The sequence below is a fragment of the Marinobacter sp. M1C genome (assembly GCF_023314135.1).
GTDB lineage: Bacteria > Pseudomonadota > Gammaproteobacteria > Pseudomonadales > Oleiphilaceae > Marinobacter.
In genome coordinates this window covers 4,331,871-4,353,486 of the sequence record NZ_CP092289.1, presented here as the reverse complement: position 1 = coordinate 4,353,486, position 21,616 = coordinate 4,331,871, and the positions used below count along the sequence as shown (strand labels likewise).

The window sequence follows — 21,616 nt, the reverse complement described above, 5'->3', positions numbered from 1 at the left end:
TGCTACGCCCTGTTGATAATCCGGTAACTTGGTCGATAAGCCGAAGTGCCGGGTAGTTTCATCCGGTTTTGAGCCACAAACTGTTCCAGCATCGCTTCCAAAGGCTGAATCAGGCTGGGGTCGCCCGCAATTTCAAACGGGCCATGGGCCTGCACCTTCCGAACGCCTTCCTCTTTCACATTACCCGCAACAATGCCGCTGAAGGCTTTACGCAGATTGGCCGCAATCATGTGTACCGGCTGATCGCGATGCAGCGCCAACGCGCGCATATTGGCGTGGTCTGGCTCGAATGGCAGCTGGAACACTGGATCGATTTTCAGGGTCCAGTTGAAATAGTAGGCGTCTTGCATGGCGCGGCGGAAGGTCTCGACCTCTTGCATGCCAAGTTTCATGGTGCGCGCTACCCGCACCGGATCGTCAATGATGATTTCATAGCGCTTCGCGGCGTCGTCACCCAGGGCATTGCGGATAAACTTGTCTATCATTTCAAAATAATCAGCGTTCTCGCGCCTGCCGGTAAATACCACCGGGAAGGGAATGTCGGCGTTGTCTGGGTGCAGCAGAATACCCAACAGGTAAAGAATTTCTTCCGCTGTGCCAACTCCACCGGGGAATACGATCACGCCGTGGCCAAGGCGTACAAAGGCTTCCAGGCGTTTTTCTATATCCGGCATGATCACCAGTTCGTTCACAATCGGATTGGGTGCTTCGGCGCCGATGATACCGGGCTCGGTAATGCCAATGTAGCGGCCGTCTTTTACTCGCTGCTTGGCGTGGCCTATGGTGGCTCCTTTCATCGGGCCCTTCATGGCGCCGGGGCCGCAGCCGGTGCAAATACTCAGTTCCCGCAGGCCCAGTTGGTGGCCCACTTCTTTGCTGTATTGGTATTCTTCATGGCTGATGGAATGGCCACCCCAACACACCACCATGTCTGGCTGCCGCCCTGGTTGCAGCACCCGCGCATTACGCAGAATGTGGAACACCATATTGGTCAAATCTTCCGGCCGCGGATGCCGCTTGGCTTCGGTGAACAGCGGGCTGGAATGGGTGTATACGATGTCGCGCAACACCGAAAACAAATGCTCGCGATTGGCGCGCAGCATTTCATTGTCGACAAAGGCGTGGTGGGGTGCGTTGATCAGTTCCAGCTTCAGGCCGCGGGGTTGGGGCACCAGGCGCACCTCAAAATCGCTGTGGGCCGTCATCAAATCCTGGCAATCGTCGGTAACCACGCCGGTATTCAGTACGGCCAGTGCGCACTGGCGGAATAGCTTGTAAAGGCCGCCTTCGCTGCGGTCTTTCAAACGGTTCACTTCATGATTAGACAGAATTTCCAAGCTGCCTTCGGGCGACACCAACGCGTTGATGGTGGGTTCATTCATCGGTTGTAAAACTCCTTGGTATGCGGCCGGCATCCTCCATCACGCGGGTGCTCGTCCGATTGCCGGCGGCCGAAGCGTTACACTAAGTGTTTTTTTGCCGATGCGCTACTCGATAAAGCTGAATTCCAGACCGGGCTGGAACCCCGCTTTACCGCAACAGGCCCTGCCGCAATAGGGCTTAGCCAGTCAGGCCCTTAAAAAATTGCTGCACGTTGTGACTCAGGGTGTCTAAATCATAGCCACCTTCCTGCACGGTCACTGTGGGCAGGCCCAGTTGACGAATGTGGCTGCCCAAACGACAGAAGCCCTCGCTGGACACCGACACCTTGGCTTGCGGGTCGTCCTTGTAAATATCGAAGCCCAAGGCCAGTACAATAACATCCGGCTGGTACAGCTTCATCGCGGTCAGAGCTTCTTCCACTTTGCTGAAAAAATACTCTTCATCAGAGCCGTGGGGCATGGGTAGGTTGATGTTGTAACCGTAGCCTTCGCCTTCGCCGCGTTCTTCTTCGTAACCGGCCACCACCGGGTAGAAGTTGGTGGGGTCGCCGTGCACCGAAACGTAAAGCACGTCGCTGCGGTTGTAGAAAATCTCTTGAATGCCCTGGCCGTGGTGCATGTCGGTGTCGAGTATGGCTACGCGCTGATAACGGCTGCGCAGGCGCTCGGCCGCAATCGCCGCGTTATTCAGATAGCAGAAGCCGCCGGCAGCGGCGCGGCGGGCGTGATGGCCCGGTGGGCGGCATACCGCGTAGGTGGTGTGCTCCCCTGCCATCAATGCGTCGGCCGCGCCCAGGGCGGTCTGTGCCGACCAGTAGGCGGCGTCCCAGGTGTGCTCGCCAATGGGGCTGCTACCGTCGGCCTGGTAACGTGCGGCCTCTGCCAGAACGCCTTTCAGCGCGTTGGGGCTGTGCACAAAAATGTTGGACATGACCTCATCGCCCCAGTCATCGCCCATCGCCTTCCAGCGCCGATGGGCAGATTCCAGAAAGCGTAGATAACTCAGATCGTGCACCTTGCCAATGGGGCCCGCGCCCTGGTCAGCCGGATGCAGCACCGGAATACCGCTGGCCTTCAGGCCCGCCAACATTTCCCGGGTGCGGTCTGCAACCTCTTGCGGTTGGCGCATTTGGCCGCGAGTGAAGTACGACTGTGGGCTGTGCTGATCTTGTGCGGGGTGAAAAAATGCTTTCATATTACGGCGGCCTTTTTAGCGAGCGGTAGTGCATGCTCACCCGAGTATAGGCACTGTCTGGCGTGGGTCAAAAAAACGTAACCCGTAAAAAGCGCTGTCAGCTTTACAGGTTGCCGGACAGCATCCACTATGACTGGTGAAAAGGTTAATAAAAAATTTGCGTTTCTGCGATCGAGCGTTCAAAGCGCATCGCAGCAGCTTGAGCGGTATCGCAACAGCCTGGCGATCATGTAGAGCCTGGCTATTTACCATTTACAGCCTGATTATCTATCATGTAAGGGAGCCTGAATGATTGAATCACCGTTATTGCAGAATATAACCGGATACGCCGGTGGCCAGTGGCAACAAGCCGCTGCTGATACCTTTGACGTGGATAACCCGGCAACCGGTGCCGTTATTGCCAAGGTGCCGTTTGTAACCGAGCAACAGGTGCAAGATGCCATAGCCGCGGCAAAAAAAGCCGAAAAACTGACCGAGCCTTACCCGCTGGAAACCCGTCGTAAATGGCTAACAGACATTCGTGATGCCCTGACCGCCAATCGCGCAGAGATGGGCCGTATTTTGTGCCTTGAACACGGCAAACCGTTAAACGAAGCCCAGGGCGAAGTGGATTACGCCGCCGGCTTCTTCGATTACTGCGCCAAAAATATTGAGGTGCTGAGCCCTCGTAACCTGGACGACAAGCCCAAAGATTGCAGCTGGACCGTGCATTTTCGCCCGGTCGGTGTGGTGGGCTTGATTACGCCCTGGAACTTCCCCATTGGCATGATTGCTAAAAAGCTGTCGGCAGCTTTGGCAGCCGGTTGCCCGTCGGTGATCAAGCCCGCCAGCGCCACCCCGCTGACCATGGTTGCGCTGTTCACGTTGATGGATAAATACGTTGATCTGCCCGCGGGTATGGTGAACTTGGTGATGGGTAAAGCCAGCATGATTGGCAAAGCGCTGAGCGAAAGCCCGGATGTGCCCATGCTTAGCTTCACCGGGTCTACCGAAGTGGGGTGCCAGCTAATCAAAGACACCGCCGACTCGGTGAAAAAACTGGCTCTGGAGCTAGGTGGCAACGCGCCGTTTATCGTGTTTGACGACGCCGACCTGGACGCCGCGGTTGATAACCTGGTGGCCAACAAATTCCGCGGCAGCGGCCAAACCTGCGTGTGCGCTAACCGTATTTTCGCCCATGAAAAAATTGTCGACAGCTTCAGCCAGAAACTGGCCGAACGGGTAAACAAAATGACCGTAGGTGACGGCATCAACGGCGATGTAGATCTCGGCCCGCTGATCAACCGCGCCGGTTACAACAAGGTGAAACGCCATCTGGCAGACGCGCTAGAGCAGGGTGCCACTTTGGTAGCCGGTAAAAAGCCGTCAGAGTTGAACGATGACGATTTGTTTTTCCCGCCCACGGTGATCACCGGCGTCACCCCGCAAATGTGTTGCTCGCGGGAAGAAACCTTTGGCCCGTTGGTGCCTATTGCCAGCTTTAGCGATGAAAACGAAGTGATCGCGGCCGGCAACGACACCGAGTTTGGCTTGGCCTCTTACGTGTTCACCGCGGATGTCAAACGCGCCCAGCGCGTCGCGGCCGGGCTGCGTTTTGGTCACGTGGGCTGGAACACTGGCACCGGCCCCACGCCGGAGGCGCCATTTGGTGGTATGAAAATGTCTGGTACTGGCCGTGAAGGCGGCGAAGAAGGGCTGTTTGAATTCACCGAAGCGCAAACCGTGCCCCGCGGGTTTTAATCGCGCCGGCTAGCCAAACAAGCGTCAGCGCTTGCTAGTGAAAGCGTGAAAGAGTGAACGAAAACGGTGAGCCGCGGCTCACCGTTTTTTTGGCCAAAACCCATGGAATTTGCCCCAATGCACCCGCATGCGGCAAGGGCGATTCAAGGCTGGTATACTTTCCGACCTGTTTATTTAACCAGTAGCGACATTTTATGGACGTTTCCTACATTATCGACGGCCTGAACGACGCCCAGCGCGAGGCTGTGACGGCAGAAAGCGATCATTTGCTGGTTCTGGCCGGCGCCGGCAGTGGCAAAACCCGGGTGCTCGTACACCGCATGGCGTGGCAGATGCAGGTGAACCGAGTACCGGCAACCGGCCTTCTGGCGGTGACTTTCACCAACAAGGCCGCCAAGGAAATGCGCCACCGCATTGAAGAGATGATGAACATACCCTCTCGCGGCCTGTGGATTGGCACTTTCCACGGTATTGCCCATCGCCTGCTGCGCGCCCACTGGAAAGACGCCGGCCTGCCGGAAAACTTTCAGGTGTTGGACAGCGACGACCAGTTGCGAATGGTGAAGCGCGTAATGCGCGAAGCCCAGATCGACGAAAGCCAGTTCCCGCCCAAACAGGCCCAGTGGTGGATCAGCAGCAAGAAAGACGAAGGCCTGCGTGCCGATCATATTCAGGAAAACCCCGGCGACCACTTCACCAGCACCATGGTAAGGGTGTACCGCCAGTACGAAAAACTGTGCCAGCTAAGTGGCCTGGTGGATTTTGGCGAACTGCTGCTGCGTTCTCACGAACTCTGGCTGCACCGTCCGCAATTACTGGCCCACTATCAACAGCGCTTTCAGCACATTCTGGTGGACGAGTTTCAGGACACCAACACCATTCAATACGCCTGGCTGCAAGTGCTGGCCAGCAACCGCGTGCCATTAACCGTGGTGGGCGACGACGACCAGTCTATCTACGGCTGGCGCGGCGCCAAAGTCGAAAACATCCAGCAGTACCAGCGCGATTTCCCGAACGCCCGCCTGGTAAAACTGGAGCAGAACTACCGCTCTACCAAGCTAATCCTGAAAGCCGCCAACGCGGTGATTGACAACAACCAGGGCCGCTTGGGTAAAGAACTTTGGAGCGACGGCGTTGACGGTGAACCGGTCAGCCTTTACGCCGCGTTTAACGAGCAAGACGAAGCCAACTACATTGCCGACACCATCACCAGCTGGGTGCAAGACGGCAACCTGCGCGCCGAATGCGCCATTCTTTACCGCTCCAACGCCCAGTCCCGTGTATTGGAAGAATCGCTGATGCGCCAGGGCATACCGTATCGGGTTTACGGCGGCCTGCGTTTCTATGATCGCCAGGAAATTCGCAACGCGCTGGCTTATCTACGCCTGGTTCACTACCGCCGCGACGACGCTGCGTTTGAGCGGGTGGTAAACCTGCCACCGCGGGGCATAGGGGCCAAAAGCCTCGCCGATTTGCGCCAATACGCCGGCGAGCAGAGCATCTCAATGTGGGAATCCGCCCAGCGCATGCTGGACGCCGGCCAGATGAAAGGCCGGGCAAAAACCGGACTGCAGACATTCCTGTCGATCATCGAAGAGCTGTCCGCGCTGGCGGAACATGGAACCCTTCATGGCCTGATGCAACAGACCATCGACGACAGCGGCCTAAAGGAGTACCACGCCAGCGAAAAAGGTGAAAAAGGCCAGGGGCGGGTGGAAAACCTGGAAGAGCTGGTAAACGCGCTGACCACCTATGAAGTGGAGGAAGGTGTTGATCCGCTGTCGGAGTTCATCGCCCAAGCCGCGTTAGATGCCGGCGAAGCCCAGGCGGATGATCACGAAGACAGCGTGCAGTTAATGACTCTGCACTCTGCAAAAGGGTTGGAGTTCCCGCTGGTGTTCATGGCCGGCGTTGAAGAAGGTCTGTTCCCCCACAGCATGTCGCTGGAGGAACCGGGGCGTATGGAGGAAGAGCGCCGCCTTGCGTATGTGGGCATTACCCGCGCGATGAAGAAACTGATAATCACCTACGCCGAATCACGCCGTTTGTATGGTCAGGAAAAGTTCAATGCGCTGTCGCGGTTCGTGCGGGAAATCCCCGGCGACTGTATTCAGGAGGTGCGGCTGCGCAATACGGTGACCCGCCCGGCTATGGTGGCGCGGCCCAACGAAAGCATGTTCAGCCAGGAATCCGCCAAGCAGTCTGGTTTCAGGCTTGGGCAGCAGGTGATGCATCCGAAGTTCGGTGAAGGCACGGTGATGAACAGCGAGGGCAGCGGCCATCACACCCGTATTCAGGTTAACTTTGATGACGGTGCCAAGTGGCTGGTGTTGGCGTATGCGCCGCTCGAGGCTTGTTAGGCTTTGGTGGTTTGCACGAGTTGCCAGGGCCGGGTTTCTGGCATTGTCATTGCACTAAACCTACATTAGAACCGCAAAAATAACGCCAGCCAGAATCACCCGGTAAACCACGTACGGCCACATGCCCACTTTATTCAACCACTTCAGAAAGAAGTGGATGGCGGTGATGGCCATAACGAATGAAGTAACGCCGCCGATCAAAAACCCCGTCCAGTCTACAGCGACGTCCATCATCGCCACTTCCAGGATTTTTACACTCGCCGCCAGCGCCGTAATCGGGATGGCCAGCAGGAATGAAAAGCGGGATGCTGCTTCGCGGCTGAGGCCCAGAAACAGGCCGGCAGTGATGGTAATGCCCGAGCGTGAGGTGCCGGGTACCAGGGAAATAGCCTGAGCCAGGCCAACAATCAGCGCGTCTTTCCAGCGAATGGAGTCCAGCGAGCGATCGCGTTTGGGTATCCAGTCGGCCACACCCAACAGCAAACCGAAGATCAGGGTGGTGGTGAAGATGATCGTAGGTGAGCGCAACTCGTTATCAATCATATCCAGCAACGCCAACCCTGCCAGGCCTGCGGGAATGGTGCCTATCACCAGATAAAACGCCATGGCACCCTGGCCTACAATCCGGCGCTGGGCCATGGATGCCAGGCCGTCGCGGGCTATACCGAACACATCGCGGCGGAAGTAGAGCACCACAGCCAGCAGGGTGCCCACATGAACGGCCAGGTCAAAGCCTACGCCTTGGTCCTGCCAGTCCAGCAGGGCCGGCGTAAGAATAAGGTGGGCAGAGCTGGAGATGGGCAGAAATTCTGTCAGCCCCTGCAGCAAACCAAGAAAAACCGCCTGAAAAAAGTCCATATCGTATCAATCCAAGGTTTCACAACAATCCGGGGCGCTAAAGCAGGCCAAGGTATTACACACAACAAGGGTCAGGACTGGTTCGGCACTTCGCGGATACGGCCGACTTCATCAATCGCCACGTAAACAAAGCGGCCTTCGGTCACCTTGCGGCGATCTTCGGAGTAGCGGTCCATCGTCCACACTTCTATTTTAATATTCATTGAGCTACGGCCAATTTCGATCAGTTCGCAATAACAGCCAACCTGCGAGCCAACCCGTACCGGCGACAAAAATTCCATCCGGTCCATAGCCACAGTGGCGCTTCGGCCTTTGGATATCCTGGCCGCCATAGTGGCCGCTGCTATATCCATCTGCTTCACCAGCCAGCCTGCGAACACATCGCCGTTGGCGTTGGTATCGCCGGGAAATGGAATGATTCGCAGGATTAACTCGCCGAGGGGCATTGGGTTGTCGTCGTCAAAAGTGCTCATCACACAGGCCTTTAAGAAAAGTGGCGGAATGCCAGTTTGGCAAATTCCTTAATTGTTTGGCTGCATGGTAATGCCGCGCCTGTCATTTGTCAGGTGTGTTCGCGGTTCTGATGGTGAATTTAGATAATTTCAGCCTTTGTCACAAACCTGTCACAGAGAATGCCTAGTCTTGGGCCATCAAAACAGCAGATGTTGATATAAAAAGTGATGCAACCTAGGAGAAACACGGTGACTAAACTCTATAAAGCTCTGACAACAGCAACCCTTGCTGGCGCAATTGCGGCACTTTCGGCTCCGGCCATGGCTCGCGACACCATTAGCATCGTCGGCTCGTCAACGGTGTATCCTTTTGCAACCGTGGTTGCCGAGCGTTTTGGCCGTAACACCGACTTTGCGACGCCCAAGATTGAGTCTACCGGCTCCGGTGGCGGCCTGAAGCTATTCTGTCAAGGTGTTGGCACCCAGCACCCAGACATCACCAACGCTTCCCGTCGCATGAAGAAGAGCGAATTCGACATGTGCCAGGCCAACGGCGTCAAGGAAATCACCGAAGTACGTATCGGTGCTGACGGTATCGTTATGGCAAACTCCAAGGAAGCGGAAAAGCTCGACTTGTCCCTGAAGCAAATTTTCCTGGCACTGGCTAAAGATGTACCTAACCCGGACGGTAGCAACGAGCTGGTAGCCAACCCTTACATGAACTGGAGTGAAATCGACGCCAGCCTTCCGAATATTGCCATCAGCGTAATGGGCCCGCCTCCGACTTCAGGCACACGCGACGCGTTTGTCGAGTTGGCGATGGAAAGCGGTTGCAAGCAGTTCCCCATGATCGCGCAGATGGAAGACGAGAACGAAGACAAGTTCAAAACCGTGTGTCAAAGCATGCGTGAAGACGGCCCGTTCGTTGAAGCCGGCGAAAACGATAACCTGATCGTTCAGCGTCTGGCCCAAGATCCGGAAACTGTCGGTATCTTCGGCTACAGCTTCCTGATGGAAAACAGTGGCCAGATCCAGGCCGCGACCGTGAACGGCGTCGAACCGACTCCCGAAGCGATTTCCAGCGATCAATATCCGGTAGCCCGCTCGCTGTGGTTCTACGTCAAAAAGGCGCACGTGGGTGTTGTTCCTGGTATCCAGGAATACATTTCCGAGTTCACCAGCGAAGGCGCCTGGGGTGATAACGGCTACCTGGTTGATGTAGGCCTGATCCCAAGCCCGCGCAACGAGCGCATGAAGATTGCCAAAGCAGTGAAAGAACTGGCGCCGATGACGGGTAACGAGTTGTAGGGCCGGCCAGGCAACGTCAAGGATGACGACAAAACAACGCGGGCTTTCAGGCCTGCGTTGTTTTGTTGCGGTTGTGTGAATATTTTTATGCGGCAAACTGGCAGAATAGGCGTCCAGTTAACTTAAAACCACCAACACAGAGACTGTTATGCAGACGGCCAATCTTCTGCCCCTGGTTCTGGTTCTCGCTGTGGTTGCCTATGGCCTCGCTTATATGCGATCCCGGGCTGTGGCAGCGCCCCTTGGCGGCATCCGGAATCTCAAGGCTCTCCCTTTTTACTACGCGGCGCGTGCAGCACTTTGGTGTGCTATCCCGGCACTGATTGTGCTGGCGGTCTGGGCCGGTTTTGAAGACAAGGTCATTCAGGGCATTGTGATCGCATCGCTGCCCCAGGATACCTGGCCCGAGTCGGCCGGACAGGCAAGCCTGATTCTCTCTCAAATCAGCAACGTGGCAGCTGGTAGCCTCAACCCTGAGTTTTTGCCGAAGCATATTACCGGGGCGGCTTCATTGCTGGAAGCCATGCAAGACAAGAGCGGAAATTTCAAAGCCATCCTGGTTGTGTTGATTGCAGTGTTGGGAGCAACCTTTGCCTGGACCCGCGTAGCGCCCCACATAAACGCCAGAAAAAACGTAGAAACCACCCTGCGCCGAATCTTCTTTGCGTGTGCTGCCTTGGCTGTGTTGACCACTGCAGGCATCGTATTCTCGGTCTTTCTTGAAACCATGCGGTTCTTCGACAGAGTGCCGATTACCGAGTTCCTGTTCGGAACTAGCTGGAGTCCTCAAACCGCTATACGGATCGATCAGATAGGTTCCGAAGGCGCTTTCGGTGTTATTCCCCTGTTTACCGGCACCCTGCTGATTTCTGCCATTGCTTTGTTGGTTGCTGTGCCCGTTGGCTTGCTGTCCGCCATCTATCTTTCAGAATATGCGAGCAAGCGTATGCGGTCGACGGTAAAGCCTGTGCTGGAGATGCTGGCGGGCATCCCTACCGTTGTTTACGGCTTTTTCGCTGCGTTGACCGTTGCCCCGTTTATCCGTGAACTTGCTGCAATAGTGGGTATGGAAGCCTCCTCCCAAAGTGCTCTGGCCGCTGGCCTGGTGATGGGAATCATGATTGTGCCGTTCGTGTCATCGCTGTCAGATGATGTGATCAGCGCGGTACCTCAGACCATGCGCGATGGCTCGTTGGCTCTGGGTGCGACGCAGTCGGAAACCATGAAGAAGGTGATTTTCCCGGCGGCCCTGCCGGGCATTATTGGCGGTATTCTGCTGGCAGCGTCCCGTGCCATCGGTGAAACCATGATTGTGGTCATGGCGGCAGGCCTAGCGGCCAACCTGACGGCCAATCCGCTGGACTCGGTAACCACCGTAACCGTGCAGATTGCGACACTGCTGGTGGGCGACCAGGAGTTCGACAGCGCCAAGACACTTTCGGCCTTCGCTTTGGGCATGCTGCTGTTCATCGTCACGCTGCTGCTCAACGTGGTCGCTCTAAAGATAGTACGCAAATATAGGGAACAGTATGACTGATCAACGTTCTCAGGCGGAGATCGTCCGCAAATCGCTGAAACGCCGGTACCGTAAGGAGCGCCGGTTCCGGCTGTATGGAATTCTGGCGATTTTCATTGCACTCGCGTCCCTGTTTATCCTGTTCGCCGACATTATCAGCAAGGGACATACAGGGTTCGTAAAGACCACCATCACCCTGGACGTGTCTCTCGATTCGGGATTGATGTACCTGGATGATCCGACGGATAAAGACCAATGGTCCAACGCGGATTTCAAGGCGCCGATTCTCGCCGCCTTGCAGGCGCAAGTTCCTGAGGCAGCCGGCGCGGCTGAGAAACGCGAGCTGGGCCGTTTTCTGGGTACCTTCGCAGACAGCGAAATCCGCAATTTACTGACAAAAAATCCGGAGCTTTTGAATACCACCCAAACCATTGAGTTTCCCACTCATGATCGGGTGTCGGTCTACGTCAAGCATGCGGACAATCCTCGGTACAGCATCAAACTCTCCGAACAGCAGCAGCGCTGGGTCGACGAGCTGGTGCAGAAAGGGATTATTGATACCAGCTTCAACGACGTGCTGTTCAGTCGAGGCGACTCCAGAGAGCCTGCCAACGCCGGTGTTCTTGGTGCGATTGTGGGTTCCTTATTGACCATGCTGGTGACCCTGGCCATTTCATTCCCCGTGGGAATTGCGGCGGCAGTCTATCTGGAAGAGTTCGCGCCCCAGAACAAGCTCACCGATTTTATCGAAGTGAATATCAATAACCTGGCGGCGGTACCGTCTATCATCTTTGGTTTGTTGGGCTTGGCGGTATTCATAAACCTGTTCGGAATGCCCCGGTCGGTTCCTGTCGTAGGTGGTTTGGTACTTGCGTTAATGACGCTTCCAACCATCATTATTTCCAGCCGTGCCGCCATCAAAAGTGTCCCGCCTTCAATACGGGAGGCAGCCGAGGGTATTGGCGCCTCCAAGATGCAGGTGGTGCTTCACCACGTGGTGCCCCTGGCGATGCCCGGTATGCTGACCGGTTCCATCATCGGTATGGCTCAGGCTCTGGGTGAAACCGCACCGTTGCTGCTGATTGGCATGGTGGCGTTTATCGTGGATGTACCTGACGGGCTTTTCAGTTCAGCCACCGTGTTGCCGGTACAGATTTACCTCTGGGCGAGCAGCTCCGAGCAAGGTTTTGTGGAGCTGGCATCCGCCGCCATCATGGTGCTGCTTACCTTCATGATCATTATGAACGCATTGGCGATCTGGCTGCGAAAGCGGCTTGAGCGTCGCTGGTAAGGAGAATGATATGAACACGATGAGTCCGAGTATTTCCGCAGAAGCCGAGATGCGAGGCAAGGGGGCATCGATTCCTGTGCCTGAACACAAACGCAAAGATTCCCTGATGGAAGACAAGCCCGAAGATACCGTGATTGAAGAAGGTAAGACGGTTGGAAAGCCATTTACCGACAACCCTAAATTCAAGCTGCGTAATGTGGACGTTTCCTACGGCGCAGACCGGGCGATCAAGAATATCAGCCTGGATATTGGCCGAAACGAGGTCATTGCTTTCATCGGTCCTTCTGGTTGCGGTAAATCAACCTTTTTGCGATGCCTGAATCGCATGAATGACAGCATTGATATTTGCCGCGTGAAAGGCACTCTTGAGCTGGACGATCAGAACATCTATGACGCCAAGCGGGACGTGGTTGAACTGAGGGCCAGGGTCGGCATGGTGTTCCAGAAGCCGAACCCGTTCCCGAAATCGATCTATGACAATGTGGCCTATGGGCCCCGAATTCACGGGCTGGCAAATCGCAAGTCTGAGCTTGACGACATTGTCGAAAATAGCCTTCGCAAGGCGGGCTTGTGGAATGAGGCTAAAGACCGTCTGGATGCCATGGCAACCGGCATGTCCGGCGGCCAGCAGCAGCGCCTGTGTATTGCCCGCGCCATTGCCGTCAGTCCGGAAGTGATCCTGATGGACGAGCCCTGTTCGGCCCTTGACCCGATTGCAACTGCACGAGTGGAAGAACTGATTGCCGAGATGTCCGAAAGCTACACCATCGTCATCGTGACTCACTCAATGCAACAGGCGGCTCGGGTTTCCAACCGCACCGCTTATTTCCACATGGGTCACCTTGTCGAAGTGAATGAAACAGACACGGTGTTTACTTCGCCCCAGCATCCGCTGACCGAATCCTATATTACCGGCCGTTTCGGCTAAGCCTGCCTGTGCCGGTAAGGCCAGATTATTTACGGAGCAATACAATGCCGAACAACAAAGACCAAGTGTATGGCGATCACATCTCCCAGCGTTTCAACAACGAGCTGCTGGAACTGAAAACCCGTTTTCTGGAAATGGGCGGGCTGGTGGAAGCGCAGATTGGCAGTGCCGTGCAAGCGCTGACCGCCAATGACAGCGTTCTGGCGGAACAAGTGCGCGCAGGCGACCGTGGTGTTGACCAGATGGAAATTGACATCGATGAAGAGGCCATACTCATTATCGCCCGGCGTCAGCCCGCGGCGCGGGATCTGAGACTGGTGATCGCGGTCATTAAAATGGTGGTCGATCTGGAGCGGGTGGGCGACGAGGCCAAAAAAATCGCCAAACTGGCGTTGAAGCTGGAGGCAGAGGGCCAGACATCACTCGGCTACGTGGAAGTCCGCCACATTGGCAGCCATGTGCACGCCATGCTGCACGATTCCCTGGACGCCTTTGTGCGGCTGGACGCCGAACAGGCGCTGCGAGTCATGAAAGAAGACAAACGGGTGGATGAAGAGTATCAGGCCGCCGCCCGCACCCTTCTGACCCATATGATGGAAGATACCCGCAACATATCCCGCTGCATGTCGATCATGTGGGTACTGCGGGCTCTGGAACGGGTAGGAGACCACGCCTGTAACATTGCCGAAAACGTGATTTTCATGGTGAAGGGTGAGGATGTACGCCATACGCCGATGGAAGAGACGGAGCGGGTGGTGGGGCGCTAGCGTAAGCGCCAAAATTAATCTAACCGGTAGCTCCTTTTTTTAATGAAGCAACATAAATTTTTAATTTGAAAAGTTAAGAGTCAAGCCGTTGAACAGGTGTCTTGGCATGACGTCTTAACTCTACCGGATCACTAATGGGCCTCCAAAAGCTTCATTAAAGATAAGGTCGCCATGACCTGAAGTCGCTCGCACTGAAAACTCGAATGCGCCGGTTAAAAAAGCTTCGTCGGTTTCTAAATTATTGAGAATTAGATCCATTTCGTCCAGCGACCATGATGCCCATAAGTGGGTTGCAGCGTTATCATGATTAGGTGGCGCAATAGTGACAGCGACCGACTTCCATTCCGTACTGTTGGAATGAGCGGATACGTGCAACTGCTCGGATTCCCACGCTGAATCGGGCCCGGTGCGTATGAAACGATACTGATCCATACGCTGGGAGTTACTCCTCAAGCGGTATTCTTTATAGAAGGGCGTGGCGATCCACGATGCGTAGTAACCGGGTTTATCGGCGGTCATGGCATTGTGGCCAGGTAGGAGTTCTTTGGTAAAAGCCCTTTCGTCTAAGCAAGCTAATTCTGGTTTTTGCGTTTGGTGACCGAATTGAAGGGCGCTGGTGATAGGCAGCATCTTTGAATCCATCCATCCCCACGCGCCGGCCAATTGGTGCGTCATAGGTTGCGCACTGGTGGCGACAAGCTGGTTATTACCGGGCCGCGAAAAGCATCGCGACTCGCCTTTCAGCGAGAGCAGGTTGCGGTCGAGAATCGCAATGTTCGGCTCTATTATGGTGAGTAACCGATGCCGGTTAACCCGACCAGCCATTTGCACGATAGACGCCGCGCTTGATGGCTCGATTATGGCCCAGTCGAAATCGTGATCGCGCCCGACTTCTTCAACCGGCGTGGCCACAACCACAAAGGTGATATCAGACTCTGGCGCTTTATCCAGAATGGCGCGAATGTGCGGGTGGTTAACGGGTTGGGATGCGCTTTCAGAGCGATTAAACAAGTCATCAAAGAGTTGTTCCTTCATCCAGCGCCGTCCTTTGAGATCCTGCGCATGATAAGCCGTAACGTATATACCGTTTCCGCACAACGCTGCGGCTAACTCGACACAGGGCCTGATGTTGGCCACGCGAACCACACCAAAAGATACTCGCTTGCCAGTACGTTCATCGTTCCATCCATGGCTTTTATGCAACCGATGAATAGAGCTTGTTACTGCGTTTGCCATAGCCATTATCGGGTAAATATCAGCGGTGGGTGGCCGCACAGACTGAATATAGCCCAGCCGGGCTGCAGGCCGGCGCGTCACAACGTCCATCAAACGCTGCACTCGCGCACCATAGCGCTCACCCACACGGCCCGCGACATCCATTTGATGTACCTCCGTCGGTAAAAAATCATCCACAAACCAAACAGGCGCTGTCGTTACCGGTTCTGTTTGTGGAGTTTTCAGGGCGTCCCTCATAGCCACACCGGAAAGATAAGCTGCGGTCAGAGTTCCGACCACCGGTAATGAGAGTGTGGCACTTGATACAATCACGTTGCGATTGAACAGCGCCGATAGCTGCACAACCCGAGCCATGGCAATAAGCGCTTTCGAGTCGTATTGATCGGCCTCATCCAGAATCAGATCGCTTGAGGCTACCCGTAACAACGCAATCACGTGCCGGCCTTGCCGGCTAGGATCACCAGCATCAACAAGGTAATCCGAGGTGGATACAAGCGCCGGCGCCGTAAGCAATTTTTTCACGGGTTTCTGGCGCTTTCGCTGTGTCGAGGTCAGCCACTTATCCAGCCACTCTGGATAACCAACACCGTCGCCACCCACTACGTCACTCTCCAGTTCTGGAAAATCATCGGAACCGCGCTCGCCATCCTCGATACTTGCCCCCGACAGCTCATAAGCGGATATTGCAAACCGATCCCCGATAACCGTGGCCACCTCTGACGGCATTAATCCGGATTGTCTTTTTAAACTGCTCGCAGTCTGTAGTGTTAAAGATCGCAAATTAAGCGCAATGGATAGTCTTAATGGCGCGCTCTCGGGTACGAGAGCATTTGCTATTTTGATGTTCGCTAGCGTTTTCCCAGAGCCTGTGCCAGCCATATTAAATACAAGGTTACCCAATTGCGCGTCACTTACGCTCCGCGCCATTGTTTCGGCGGCACGATCTTGCCAGGAAAACCGGTCAATACCGGAGGAAACCCGAAGTTGCGCACGACTCCCTTCGGTCAGCCCTTCAAATTCATCGTTCAAAGTGGCTATTCGGTGAACCCACCGACCGGCCATTCGCCCGACATTTTCCAAATGCCAATCCAACGGTTGATCCAAGGCTCGTCGCTGGCTTGCGTGGCCGCGAGACGGTAGCGGCTTGGTGTTGGCATACAATGTGGCTTTTACATCACGTTTAGCCACTGTTCCCGGATAGCGCTGACTGGACACCTCATGGTCAGCAGCAATCAGCGCCGCCCTGGCGATAAGGGCAATGCCGCGGGCATAGTGCGGATTATCTCCGTAATCCTCATTGCGCTTTAAAACGCGCTTTGTGAGCGACCACAACCGTTTCTCGGTATCCACTTTGAACGTGGCATTGTCGGGCACATTGCGATACAGCGAATCTGGCTGATCGCGCACAAGCTCCTGCGAAGTTCGAACGTGCGCTGACCCGCCGGGTGTATCCTCAACTTTGGGCGGTTTATCTGTTAGATTGCGGGCGTCCACGCCCAACAACCCATGATGGGTCAGGGTGCAAAAATCGAGGGCGTTACGAATATTCCTGACAGGATTTGCGGGCAAGCCCTTCAATAACTGCGGTTGCGCGTCAGGCCGCACGGCTGGAAAGGATTCATGCAGGCGTGGCGGATTATCAGCGCTTTCAGTCACACTAGGGCCGTCACGCTCCCAATGTGCCATAGCGTCACGCCAATGCTCAAACACCACCAGGGACACCCATTCATGCCGAACGCGGTCACGGATAAAACATGAGCCACCCTTAGCGGAGGTGGTGAGTTTGTTCTGAAACTGCAAGGTGGCCTTGCCAATATCGTGATTGAAGCCGGAACATTGAGCCACTAGCGCTGCGGTGCGAACCCAAGGGGCAATAGGCGCCGGTGCTCTACGCTTGTGCGCGACCGCAACAGCGCCGTTAGCACCGAACTGGTCGCGCCGACCAACCGTCCAGATAAGATTCATTGACCGAGTGCTATTGTTCCGGTAACAGGCGACGGCGGTATGCCGCGTAGCACCTTGGCGCACCACTCGGTAAACATCGTCTAGCGCCTCTTTGGTAATCGGCGTATTCCAGGTTTGCTTGCCGATTCGGATGGCGTAGCGGTCTAAAACGCGCCGAACACGGCTAATGGACTTCTTCTCACTCATGCATACAAAGGTAACAAACATCAGGTTAACTCCACGCCGACGACAGGCGGCCAGATCAACGATCCCGGGCTACCCTGCTGATTATCCGATGAAACAGCCCCACAAAAACGCGCCTTGAAAAAGAACAGGGTGGCTGTGTCCATAAATTTACGTCCAAGATGATCAAGGCCGAGTTCACGGCTTATAACCAAACGCTGACTCTCACTGTATTGGCTATTCAATGTGACGCGATAAGGGCGAATCAACTCGCGGCCATAAGTAAGGTCATTGATCACGTTCGTTACGCGGCGATACTCGGCGTTCTGGTACAACGACTCGACAAACAGTATACGGAACAAAACAAAGGTTTTAAGCGGCGGCGGTGAGCCATGTGAGTAGTGGCGCAGAGCCTCGTAGTCGTAACACGAAACAGCCAAGTGATCGCCAAGCAGACGCAAATACATAGGGTAGACGATACGATCACGTGGCTGATCATCCACATTCAGTTTGACGTAGTTGATTCCAACAGCCTGGCTTCGGCACAGGGCAAACAATAACGATGTGTAATCTATTTCATCCGGCACACGCAAGGCGGTTTGGGGTTCGTCAAAGGTGGGCGCCACGAAAGCGCCATCGTTCCACACAGCGCCGCCACGGTGCTGCGCTTCAATCATGGGGAATCCATTTTGATTTCTTGATGGACCAGACCGTTCTCGTAGCTCATTTAAAATCGCATTACCGTTCACGCATGGGTATTTTTGCTGTAATTCATTTGGCCTCACGCAAACCAGTTTTCGCGGTTTGTCGTGGTCAATAAAGTCGGCGAACTGCTCCCGCAGCAAGCTCATGCGCCTGCTTGCCGCGCCCGGCGCCAGACAAAACGCATCGGCCAGACTTTTTTGCTGTAACTCGCCAGCGTAAAACAGCCGCCTTGCCGCAAAAGTCACTATTTGGAACGGAAGCTGAAGCATAAATAATCCAAGGCTATTTTTTCAGATGATTCGTTACAGCATATCTCTAATGATCCACGCGGGGTAGTCTGTATGGAAATAGCGACTGGAAGAACGATATGTCACGGGATAATGCACAGGGCAACAGTCAGCAAGCATCCTTGTTTGCCAACGATCAAAAAACCGCTACCGACAATTCGCCAGCAAAGGCCCCGAAAGTCAAAGACGTGCCAATAGAGCTGACGCAGCCCGACAACCCGGCAGAATTTGCGCACGAGTGGATGCGCCATCTGCAAGCCTTGTATTTCCACTACTCTTTCAAGGTGGTAAACAGCAAAGCCAAGGAAGGTGGAGCCCGCCTGGGTAAAGCCCATGCCCTTAAGCTGCCCCATCTTTCGGGCAGAACACTGCTTGCGGACCGGCTAAGCACAGGTTCTGGCGAAGGCATTGAACTGGACTATATCAAGCAGGACACGACAAAACCTGTCGGAGTGCTTCGGTATTGGCTTGGTGATACTGCAGGGGTTAAATCTGCCGTAGAGCTGCCGGTTCGTGAACGCCAGCAGGTAGTTGATCTTTACCAAGCCATGAGCCGGGGTGAGCTTCCAGACGCTCAGGTTCCAAACCCGCTACCGATTCGGGTTAAGCAACTCCTGCTTCCCAGAGAAAACGGCGAGTTCGTATCCGTTACCCCGCTTCCCAGCTTGCAAGTGGCCTCCGATATTAGCCATTACTGTCGCGAACTCAGCAACACGAAATTTGATATCCGCAAGCAACTCAAAGACACAAAGCGTACGAATGAAGAAAAATCCGAGTTGTTACAAAAGCTTGAAGATTTGCCGAGATTCGGGATGGTCAAAAAGCTGCCTGTAGGTGGGGCAAAGCCAAATAACGTCGGTAGTAAAGCGTTCGTGCTCACTCGACCGGTGGTATTCGACAACCTTCCTCAGTCCTCCAAAGAGCAGCGTGCTGCGTTCGGAATTGCTTATAACGGGGTCCGATTTTATATACCCAAAGTTCTAGTTCAGCATTACGAGGCGTTTTTGGAAAAAACGCGTGGCACCGGTGAGCGCACGTCAATTTGGGGCGCAAAAAATGTCGAAGCCGAAATTCCATACCTCAAAGTAATAGCCGGGTCCTGGATCAATCAGGCGGGTCGGGCTCGAAAATTAATAGAGCAACACGCGTCTGAATTACCTACACCTTTGCCATTCACCGACAAAACCGACGGTTCACGCTTTGAAGCGTGGCTGAACCCGGCACTTCGCTCGCCAAATTGGTTAAAAAAAGAAGCGCGAACACTTGCAAAGGCACTGCAAAATTATTCCTTGGGCATTAACGAACAGGGCCAGAACCTAACGCTTGGGCTGGATGACACAGACACCGGGCGCATCGCACATTCGATCATTACCTGGGGGCTACTGTGACTAAATACCTGATTCTTCCTCATCTTGAAGTGTCGAGGGCAAACGCGCTTGCAGCCGGTGGGATAATTTCGCTGGTGCCGGCCATGGCGGCATCGCTCATGGGCACGGCTTTTTCCTTGCGCACAGGCATCATCGTTGAAGGAGTGATGTTGATACACCACAGCGCAGAGTTGCTGGCGGATAAGCACCTGGACAAATACAGCACCGATCAAGATTACTGGCTCTTGAGTATGAAGGGGGCAACACTTTTTGACGGAATCGACGCAGCAGGGAAACCCACCGGTAATACGCTTGGCAGCAACGCATCGCAACCAAACGCGCACATGAACGGCCATTGGAGCATCGTATTCAAGCTGGCGCCAAACCAAGCTGAAACGCCGGATGGCATCATCGAGCGCGATGCGGCGACTTTCTTACTGCACGGAGCCCGGCTGGCTGGCGGTCAAATCGTAGATTACGGCGCCCCTGTGGTAACCGATGAGATGCCCGGCATTATGGGACAGTCAACGCCAGTTGAAGAAGGTAAGCCTATTGCGCCCTCAGTGCTCGAAAAGACAGTTCATGGTGGCTTTGTGCTGACCGACGACACTCATACGTTAAACGAACCGGATTCCACGAAAGGCCGCACAGAGCGCCTTTTACTGGCAGCCCTTGGCCGCCCCGATAAAAGTACACACCAAGGCCCCAAATCTGAGTTTGATTCTGAATCCGAATCTGAAATCAAGACCAAGATCGCCGAAACCAGTCGCCACCGATGGGTGTCGCCGGCTGTTTTAGGCTATGGCCTGGTATCACCATTGAGCGAAAATCAGGGCAGTCGTGAAAACTGTCTGCACGCGCTCTGCGAACCCCTCATTGGTTTGGTGGAACTTCAAAGCATCCGACAAGCCATCAAGAAGAAGATCAACTTTAACGATTTATTCTGGTCCCCGACCTGGATTACCGACGACACATTTTTAATCACCCAGCCCAACCATTGTTACGAGGTTTAACTCATGACCACTATATTGAAGAAATTGCCAGCTGTTGCCAGCTTCAACCGTGCCAGTGTTATTTCTGACGGCCGATTTTTCAGCATCATGAGCAGCGGTGAAGAGCGCGACATTCCCGTAATTCGTCACGGAATTCGTGGCACCCAAAACACACCCTCATCCAAAAAAGGCGCTGACAAGAACGTATCGAATATCCAGATCACCGAATCCGCGAAGACAGACGTTGCCAGCTCTGCGTTCGGCGTAGAATTCATGTTTCGGTTTCTACCCCTTGGGGAAACGTTAAGCGCTTGCTCTGGCGAAAGCGCCGCTGCCTTCAGAGATGGCGTTAAACAGTTTGCTGCTTCGTGTGAAAACAGCGACGGCTTGAAAGAAGTTAGCAGAAGATTTGCGCGAAATATTCTTAATGGTCGTTGGCTGTGGCGCAACCGAACCCTGAGCGACAAAATCACCATCTCGGTTGAGAGCCCGGTGCTCACATTGACAGACGTTGACGCCTTTAGCAGCAGTTTGTATAGCTTTAACGATTACTCAGATGGTGAGCAAGCTTTGGGCGAAAAAATCGCGGAAAGCCTGTCAGGAAAAGGGGTTACGTCCTTTCAGGTACGCGCGATTGTTGATATGGGATTCAAAGCATCGATGGAAGTGTACCCCTCACAAAATTACGTTCAAGAAAAGCCAACTGGCTTTGCTCGCCCGCTCTACAAAATTGGAAGCGCGGAACCCCTGAATGCTGCCGGCAAAGGAACGGACAAGGCACAAGCGTTCAACGATGTCCGAAAAATGGGCATTGCCGCTTTGCGCGATCAAAAAATCGGTAATGCTCTCCGTACAATTGACACATGGTACCCAGCCGCGGAATTGAACGACGATCTGCCCATATCCGTAGAACCGGAAGGCGCTAATCTGGACAAAATGACGTTCTTCCGAAATGAGAAAAGTGGCACCACTGCATTTGTGTTAGCACCCCGCCTTGGCGAGATTGATCCAGACACCCCTGAAGGCATGTTCATGATCGCTGCACTGATACGCGGTGGCGTTTACAGTGAGAAAAAGAAGAAGGATGATTAACGGGTGGAGCGCG

16 protein-coding genes are annotated in these 21,616 nt (G+C 54.6%); 10 read left to right on the top strand and 6 right to left on the bottom strand.

The window, feature by feature from the left end; all coding sequences use genetic code 11:
* Positions 1 to 2: 2 nt before the first annotated feature.
* Both ppnN and MIH19_RS20460 read right to left on the bottom strand, forming a co-directional pair.
* Entirely contained in the window at positions 3 to 1,382 is a 1,380-nt protein-coding gene (gene ppnN / locus MIH19_RS20465) for a nucleotide 5'-monophosphate nucleosidase PpnN (protein WP_249006616.1), read from the bottom strand.
* Between the two features lie 178 nt (positions 1,383 to 1,560).
* Positions 1,561 to 2,577 carry a histone deacetylase family protein gene (locus MIH19_RS20460; protein WP_249006615.1) on the bottom strand — a complete coding sequence of 339 codons (1,017 nt, stop codon included), beginning with the start codon at positions 2,575 to 2,577 and terminating at the stop codon, positions 1,561 to 1,563.
* Between the two features lie 288 nt (positions 2,578 to 2,865).
* Between MIH19_RS20460 and MIH19_RS20455 the strand changes: the two genes are divergently transcribed.
* Both MIH19_RS20455 and uvrD read left to right on the top strand, forming a co-directional pair.
* The gene (locus MIH19_RS20455) at positions 2,866 to 4,317 is read left to right on the top strand and encodes an aldehyde dehydrogenase family protein (RefSeq protein WP_249006614.1); all 1,452 of its coding nucleotides are present in this window, start codon (positions 2,866 to 2,868) and stop codon (positions 4,315 to 4,317) included.
* A gap of 194 nt (positions 4,318 to 4,511) precedes the next feature.
* Positions 4,512 to 6,677: a DNA helicase II gene (uvrD, locus tag MIH19_RS20450; RefSeq protein ID WP_249006613.1), complete on the top strand. Its 2,166-nt coding sequence runs from the start codon at positions 4,512 to 4,514 to the stop codon at positions 6,675 to 6,677.
* 60 nt (positions 6,678 to 6,737) lie between these two features.
* Here uvrD and MIH19_RS20445 read toward each other — a convergent pair whose 3' ends face one another.
* Both MIH19_RS20445 and MIH19_RS20440 read right to left on the bottom strand, forming a co-directional pair.
* Complete coding sequence (locus MIH19_RS20445; RefSeq protein WP_249006612.1) at positions 6,738 to 7,535, bottom strand: undecaprenyl-diphosphate phosphatase; 798 nt, start codon at positions 7,533 to 7,535, stop codon at positions 6,738 to 6,740.
* A 71-nt stretch (positions 7,536 to 7,606) separates the two neighbouring features.
* Entirely contained in the window at positions 7,607 to 8,008 is a 402-nt protein-coding gene (locus MIH19_RS20440; protein WP_249006611.1) for an acyl-CoA thioesterase, read from the bottom strand.
* A gap of 228 nt (positions 8,009 to 8,236) precedes the next feature.
* Between MIH19_RS20440 and MIH19_RS20435 the strand changes: the two genes are divergently transcribed.
* The 5 genes from MIH19_RS20435 to phoU all read left to right on the top strand — a co-directional run bounded on the left by MIH19_RS20435 (position 8,237) and on the right by phoU (position 13,797).
* Positions 8,237 to 9,295 carry a substrate-binding domain-containing protein gene (locus MIH19_RS20435; protein WP_249006610.1) on the top strand — a complete coding sequence of 353 codons (1,059 nt, stop codon included), beginning with the start codon at positions 8,237 to 8,239 and terminating at the stop codon, positions 9,293 to 9,295.
* 148 nt (positions 9,296 to 9,443) lie between these two features.
* Positions 9,444 to 10,832 carry a phosphate ABC transporter permease subunit PstC gene (pstC, locus tag MIH19_RS20430; protein ID WP_249006609.1) on the top strand — a complete coding sequence of 463 codons (1,389 nt, stop codon included), beginning with the start codon at positions 9,444 to 9,446 and terminating at the stop codon, positions 10,830 to 10,832.
* Positions 10,825 to 12,102: a phosphate ABC transporter permease PstA gene (gene pstA, locus MIH19_RS20425; protein ID WP_249006608.1), complete on the top strand. Its 1,278-nt coding sequence runs from the start codon at positions 10,825 to 10,827 to the stop codon at positions 12,100 to 12,102. Before pstC ends, pstA begins: the two co-directional genes overlap by 8 nt.
* Positions 12,103 to 12,112: 10 nt before the next feature.
* Complete coding sequence (gene pstB / locus MIH19_RS20420) at positions 12,113 to 13,030, top strand: phosphate ABC transporter ATP-binding protein PstB (protein WP_249006607.1); 918 nt, start codon at positions 12,113 to 12,115, stop codon at positions 13,028 to 13,030.
* A 44-nt stretch (positions 13,031 to 13,074) separates the two neighbouring features.
* Complete coding sequence (gene phoU, locus MIH19_RS20415) at positions 13,075 to 13,797, top strand: phosphate signaling complex protein PhoU (protein WP_249006606.1); 723 nt, start codon at positions 13,075 to 13,077, stop codon at positions 13,795 to 13,797.
* 120 nt (positions 13,798 to 13,917) lie between these two features.
* Here phoU and cas3f read toward each other — a convergent pair whose 3' ends face one another.
* Together cas3f and MIH19_RS20405 are read right to left on the bottom strand one after the other, a co-directional pair.
* The gene (gene cas3f, locus MIH19_RS20410; protein WP_249006605.1) at positions 13,918 to 17,205 is read right to left on the bottom strand and encodes a type I-F CRISPR-associated helicase Cas3f; all 3,288 of its coding nucleotides are present in this window, start codon (positions 17,203 to 17,205) and stop codon (positions 13,918 to 13,920) included.
* Positions 17,205 to 18,005, bottom strand: a complete 801-nt coding sequence (locus MIH19_RS20405; RefSeq protein WP_249006604.1) for a hypothetical protein — start codon at positions 18,003 to 18,005, stop codon at positions 17,205 to 17,207. Before MIH19_RS20405 ends, cas3f begins: the two co-directional genes overlap by 1 nt.
* Positions 18,006 to 18,232: 227 nt before the next feature.
* On the opposite strand from MIH19_RS20405, the gene MIH19_RS20400 reads away from it, so the two are divergent.
* Genes MIH19_RS20400 through csy3 form a run of 3 tightly spaced genes read left to right on the top strand, consistent with a single transcriptional unit; the run spans position 18,233 to position 21,603 of the window.
* Entirely contained in the window at positions 18,233 to 19,540 is a 1,308-nt protein-coding gene (locus MIH19_RS20400) for a hypothetical protein (RefSeq protein ID WP_249006603.1), read from the top strand.
* Positions 19,537 to 20,532 (top strand): type I-F CRISPR-associated protein Csy2, encoded by a 996-nt coding sequence (locus MIH19_RS20395; protein ID WP_249006602.1) that lies wholly within the window; start codon positions 19,537 to 19,539, stop codon positions 20,530 to 20,532. Before MIH19_RS20400 ends, MIH19_RS20395 begins: the two co-directional genes overlap by 4 nt.
* Before the next feature lie 3 nt (positions 20,533 to 20,535).
* Positions 20,536 to 21,603: a type I-F CRISPR-associated protein Csy3 gene (csy3, locus tag MIH19_RS20390; protein ID WP_249006601.1), complete on the top strand. Its 1,068-nt coding sequence runs from the start codon at positions 20,536 to 20,538 to the stop codon at positions 21,601 to 21,603.
* Positions 21,604 to 21,616 lie beyond the last annotated feature (13 nt).

Bases quoted from the DNA above. Each gene is read 5' to 3' on its own strand.
- phoU (WP_249006606.1), top strand. From the start codon at position 13,075: ATGCCGAACAACAAAGACCAAGTGTATGGCGATCACATCTCCCAGCGT.
- pstC (WP_249006609.1), top strand. From the start codon at position 9,444: ATGCAGACGGCCAATCTTCTGCCCCTGGTTCTGGTTCTCGCTGTGGTT.
- MIH19_RS20460 (WP_249006615.1), bottom strand. From the start codon at position 2,577: ATGAAAGCATTTTTTCACCCCGCACAAGATCAGCACAGCCCACAGTCG.
- MIH19_RS20400 (WP_249006603.1), top strand. From the start codon at position 18,233: ATGTCACGGGATAATGCACAGGGCAACAGTCAGCAAGCATCCTTGTTT.
- csy3 (WP_249006601.1), top strand. From the start codon at position 20,536: ATGACCACTATATTGAAGAAATTGCCAGCTGTTGCCAGCTTCAACCGT.
- pstB (WP_249006607.1), top strand. From the start codon at position 12,113: ATGAACACGATGAGTCCGAGTATTTCCGCAGAAGCCGAGATGCGAGGC.
- cas3f (WP_249006605.1), bottom strand. From the start codon at position 17,205: ATGTTTGTTACCTTTGTATGCATGAGTGAGAAGAAGTCCATTAGCCGT.
- MIH19_RS20440 (WP_249006611.1), bottom strand. From the start codon at position 8,008: ATGAGCACTTTTGACGACGACAACCCAATGCCCCTCGGCGAGTTAATC.
- MIH19_RS20445 (WP_249006612.1), bottom strand. From the start codon at position 7,535: ATGGACTTTTTTCAGGCGGTTTTTCTTGGTTTGCTGCAGGGGCTGACA.
- pstA (WP_249006608.1), top strand. From the start codon at position 10,825: ATGACTGATCAACGTTCTCAGGCGGAGATCGTCCGCAAATCGCTGAAA.
- uvrD (WP_249006613.1), top strand. From the start codon at position 4,512: ATGGACGTTTCCTACATTATCGACGGCCTGAACGACGCCCAGCGCGAG.
- MIH19_RS20455 (WP_249006614.1), top strand. From the start codon at position 2,866: ATGATTGAATCACCGTTATTGCAGAATATAACCGGATACGCCGGTGGC.
- ppnN (WP_249006616.1), bottom strand. From the start codon at position 1,382: ATGAATGAACCCACCATCAACGCGTTGGTGTCGCCCGAAGGCAGCTTG.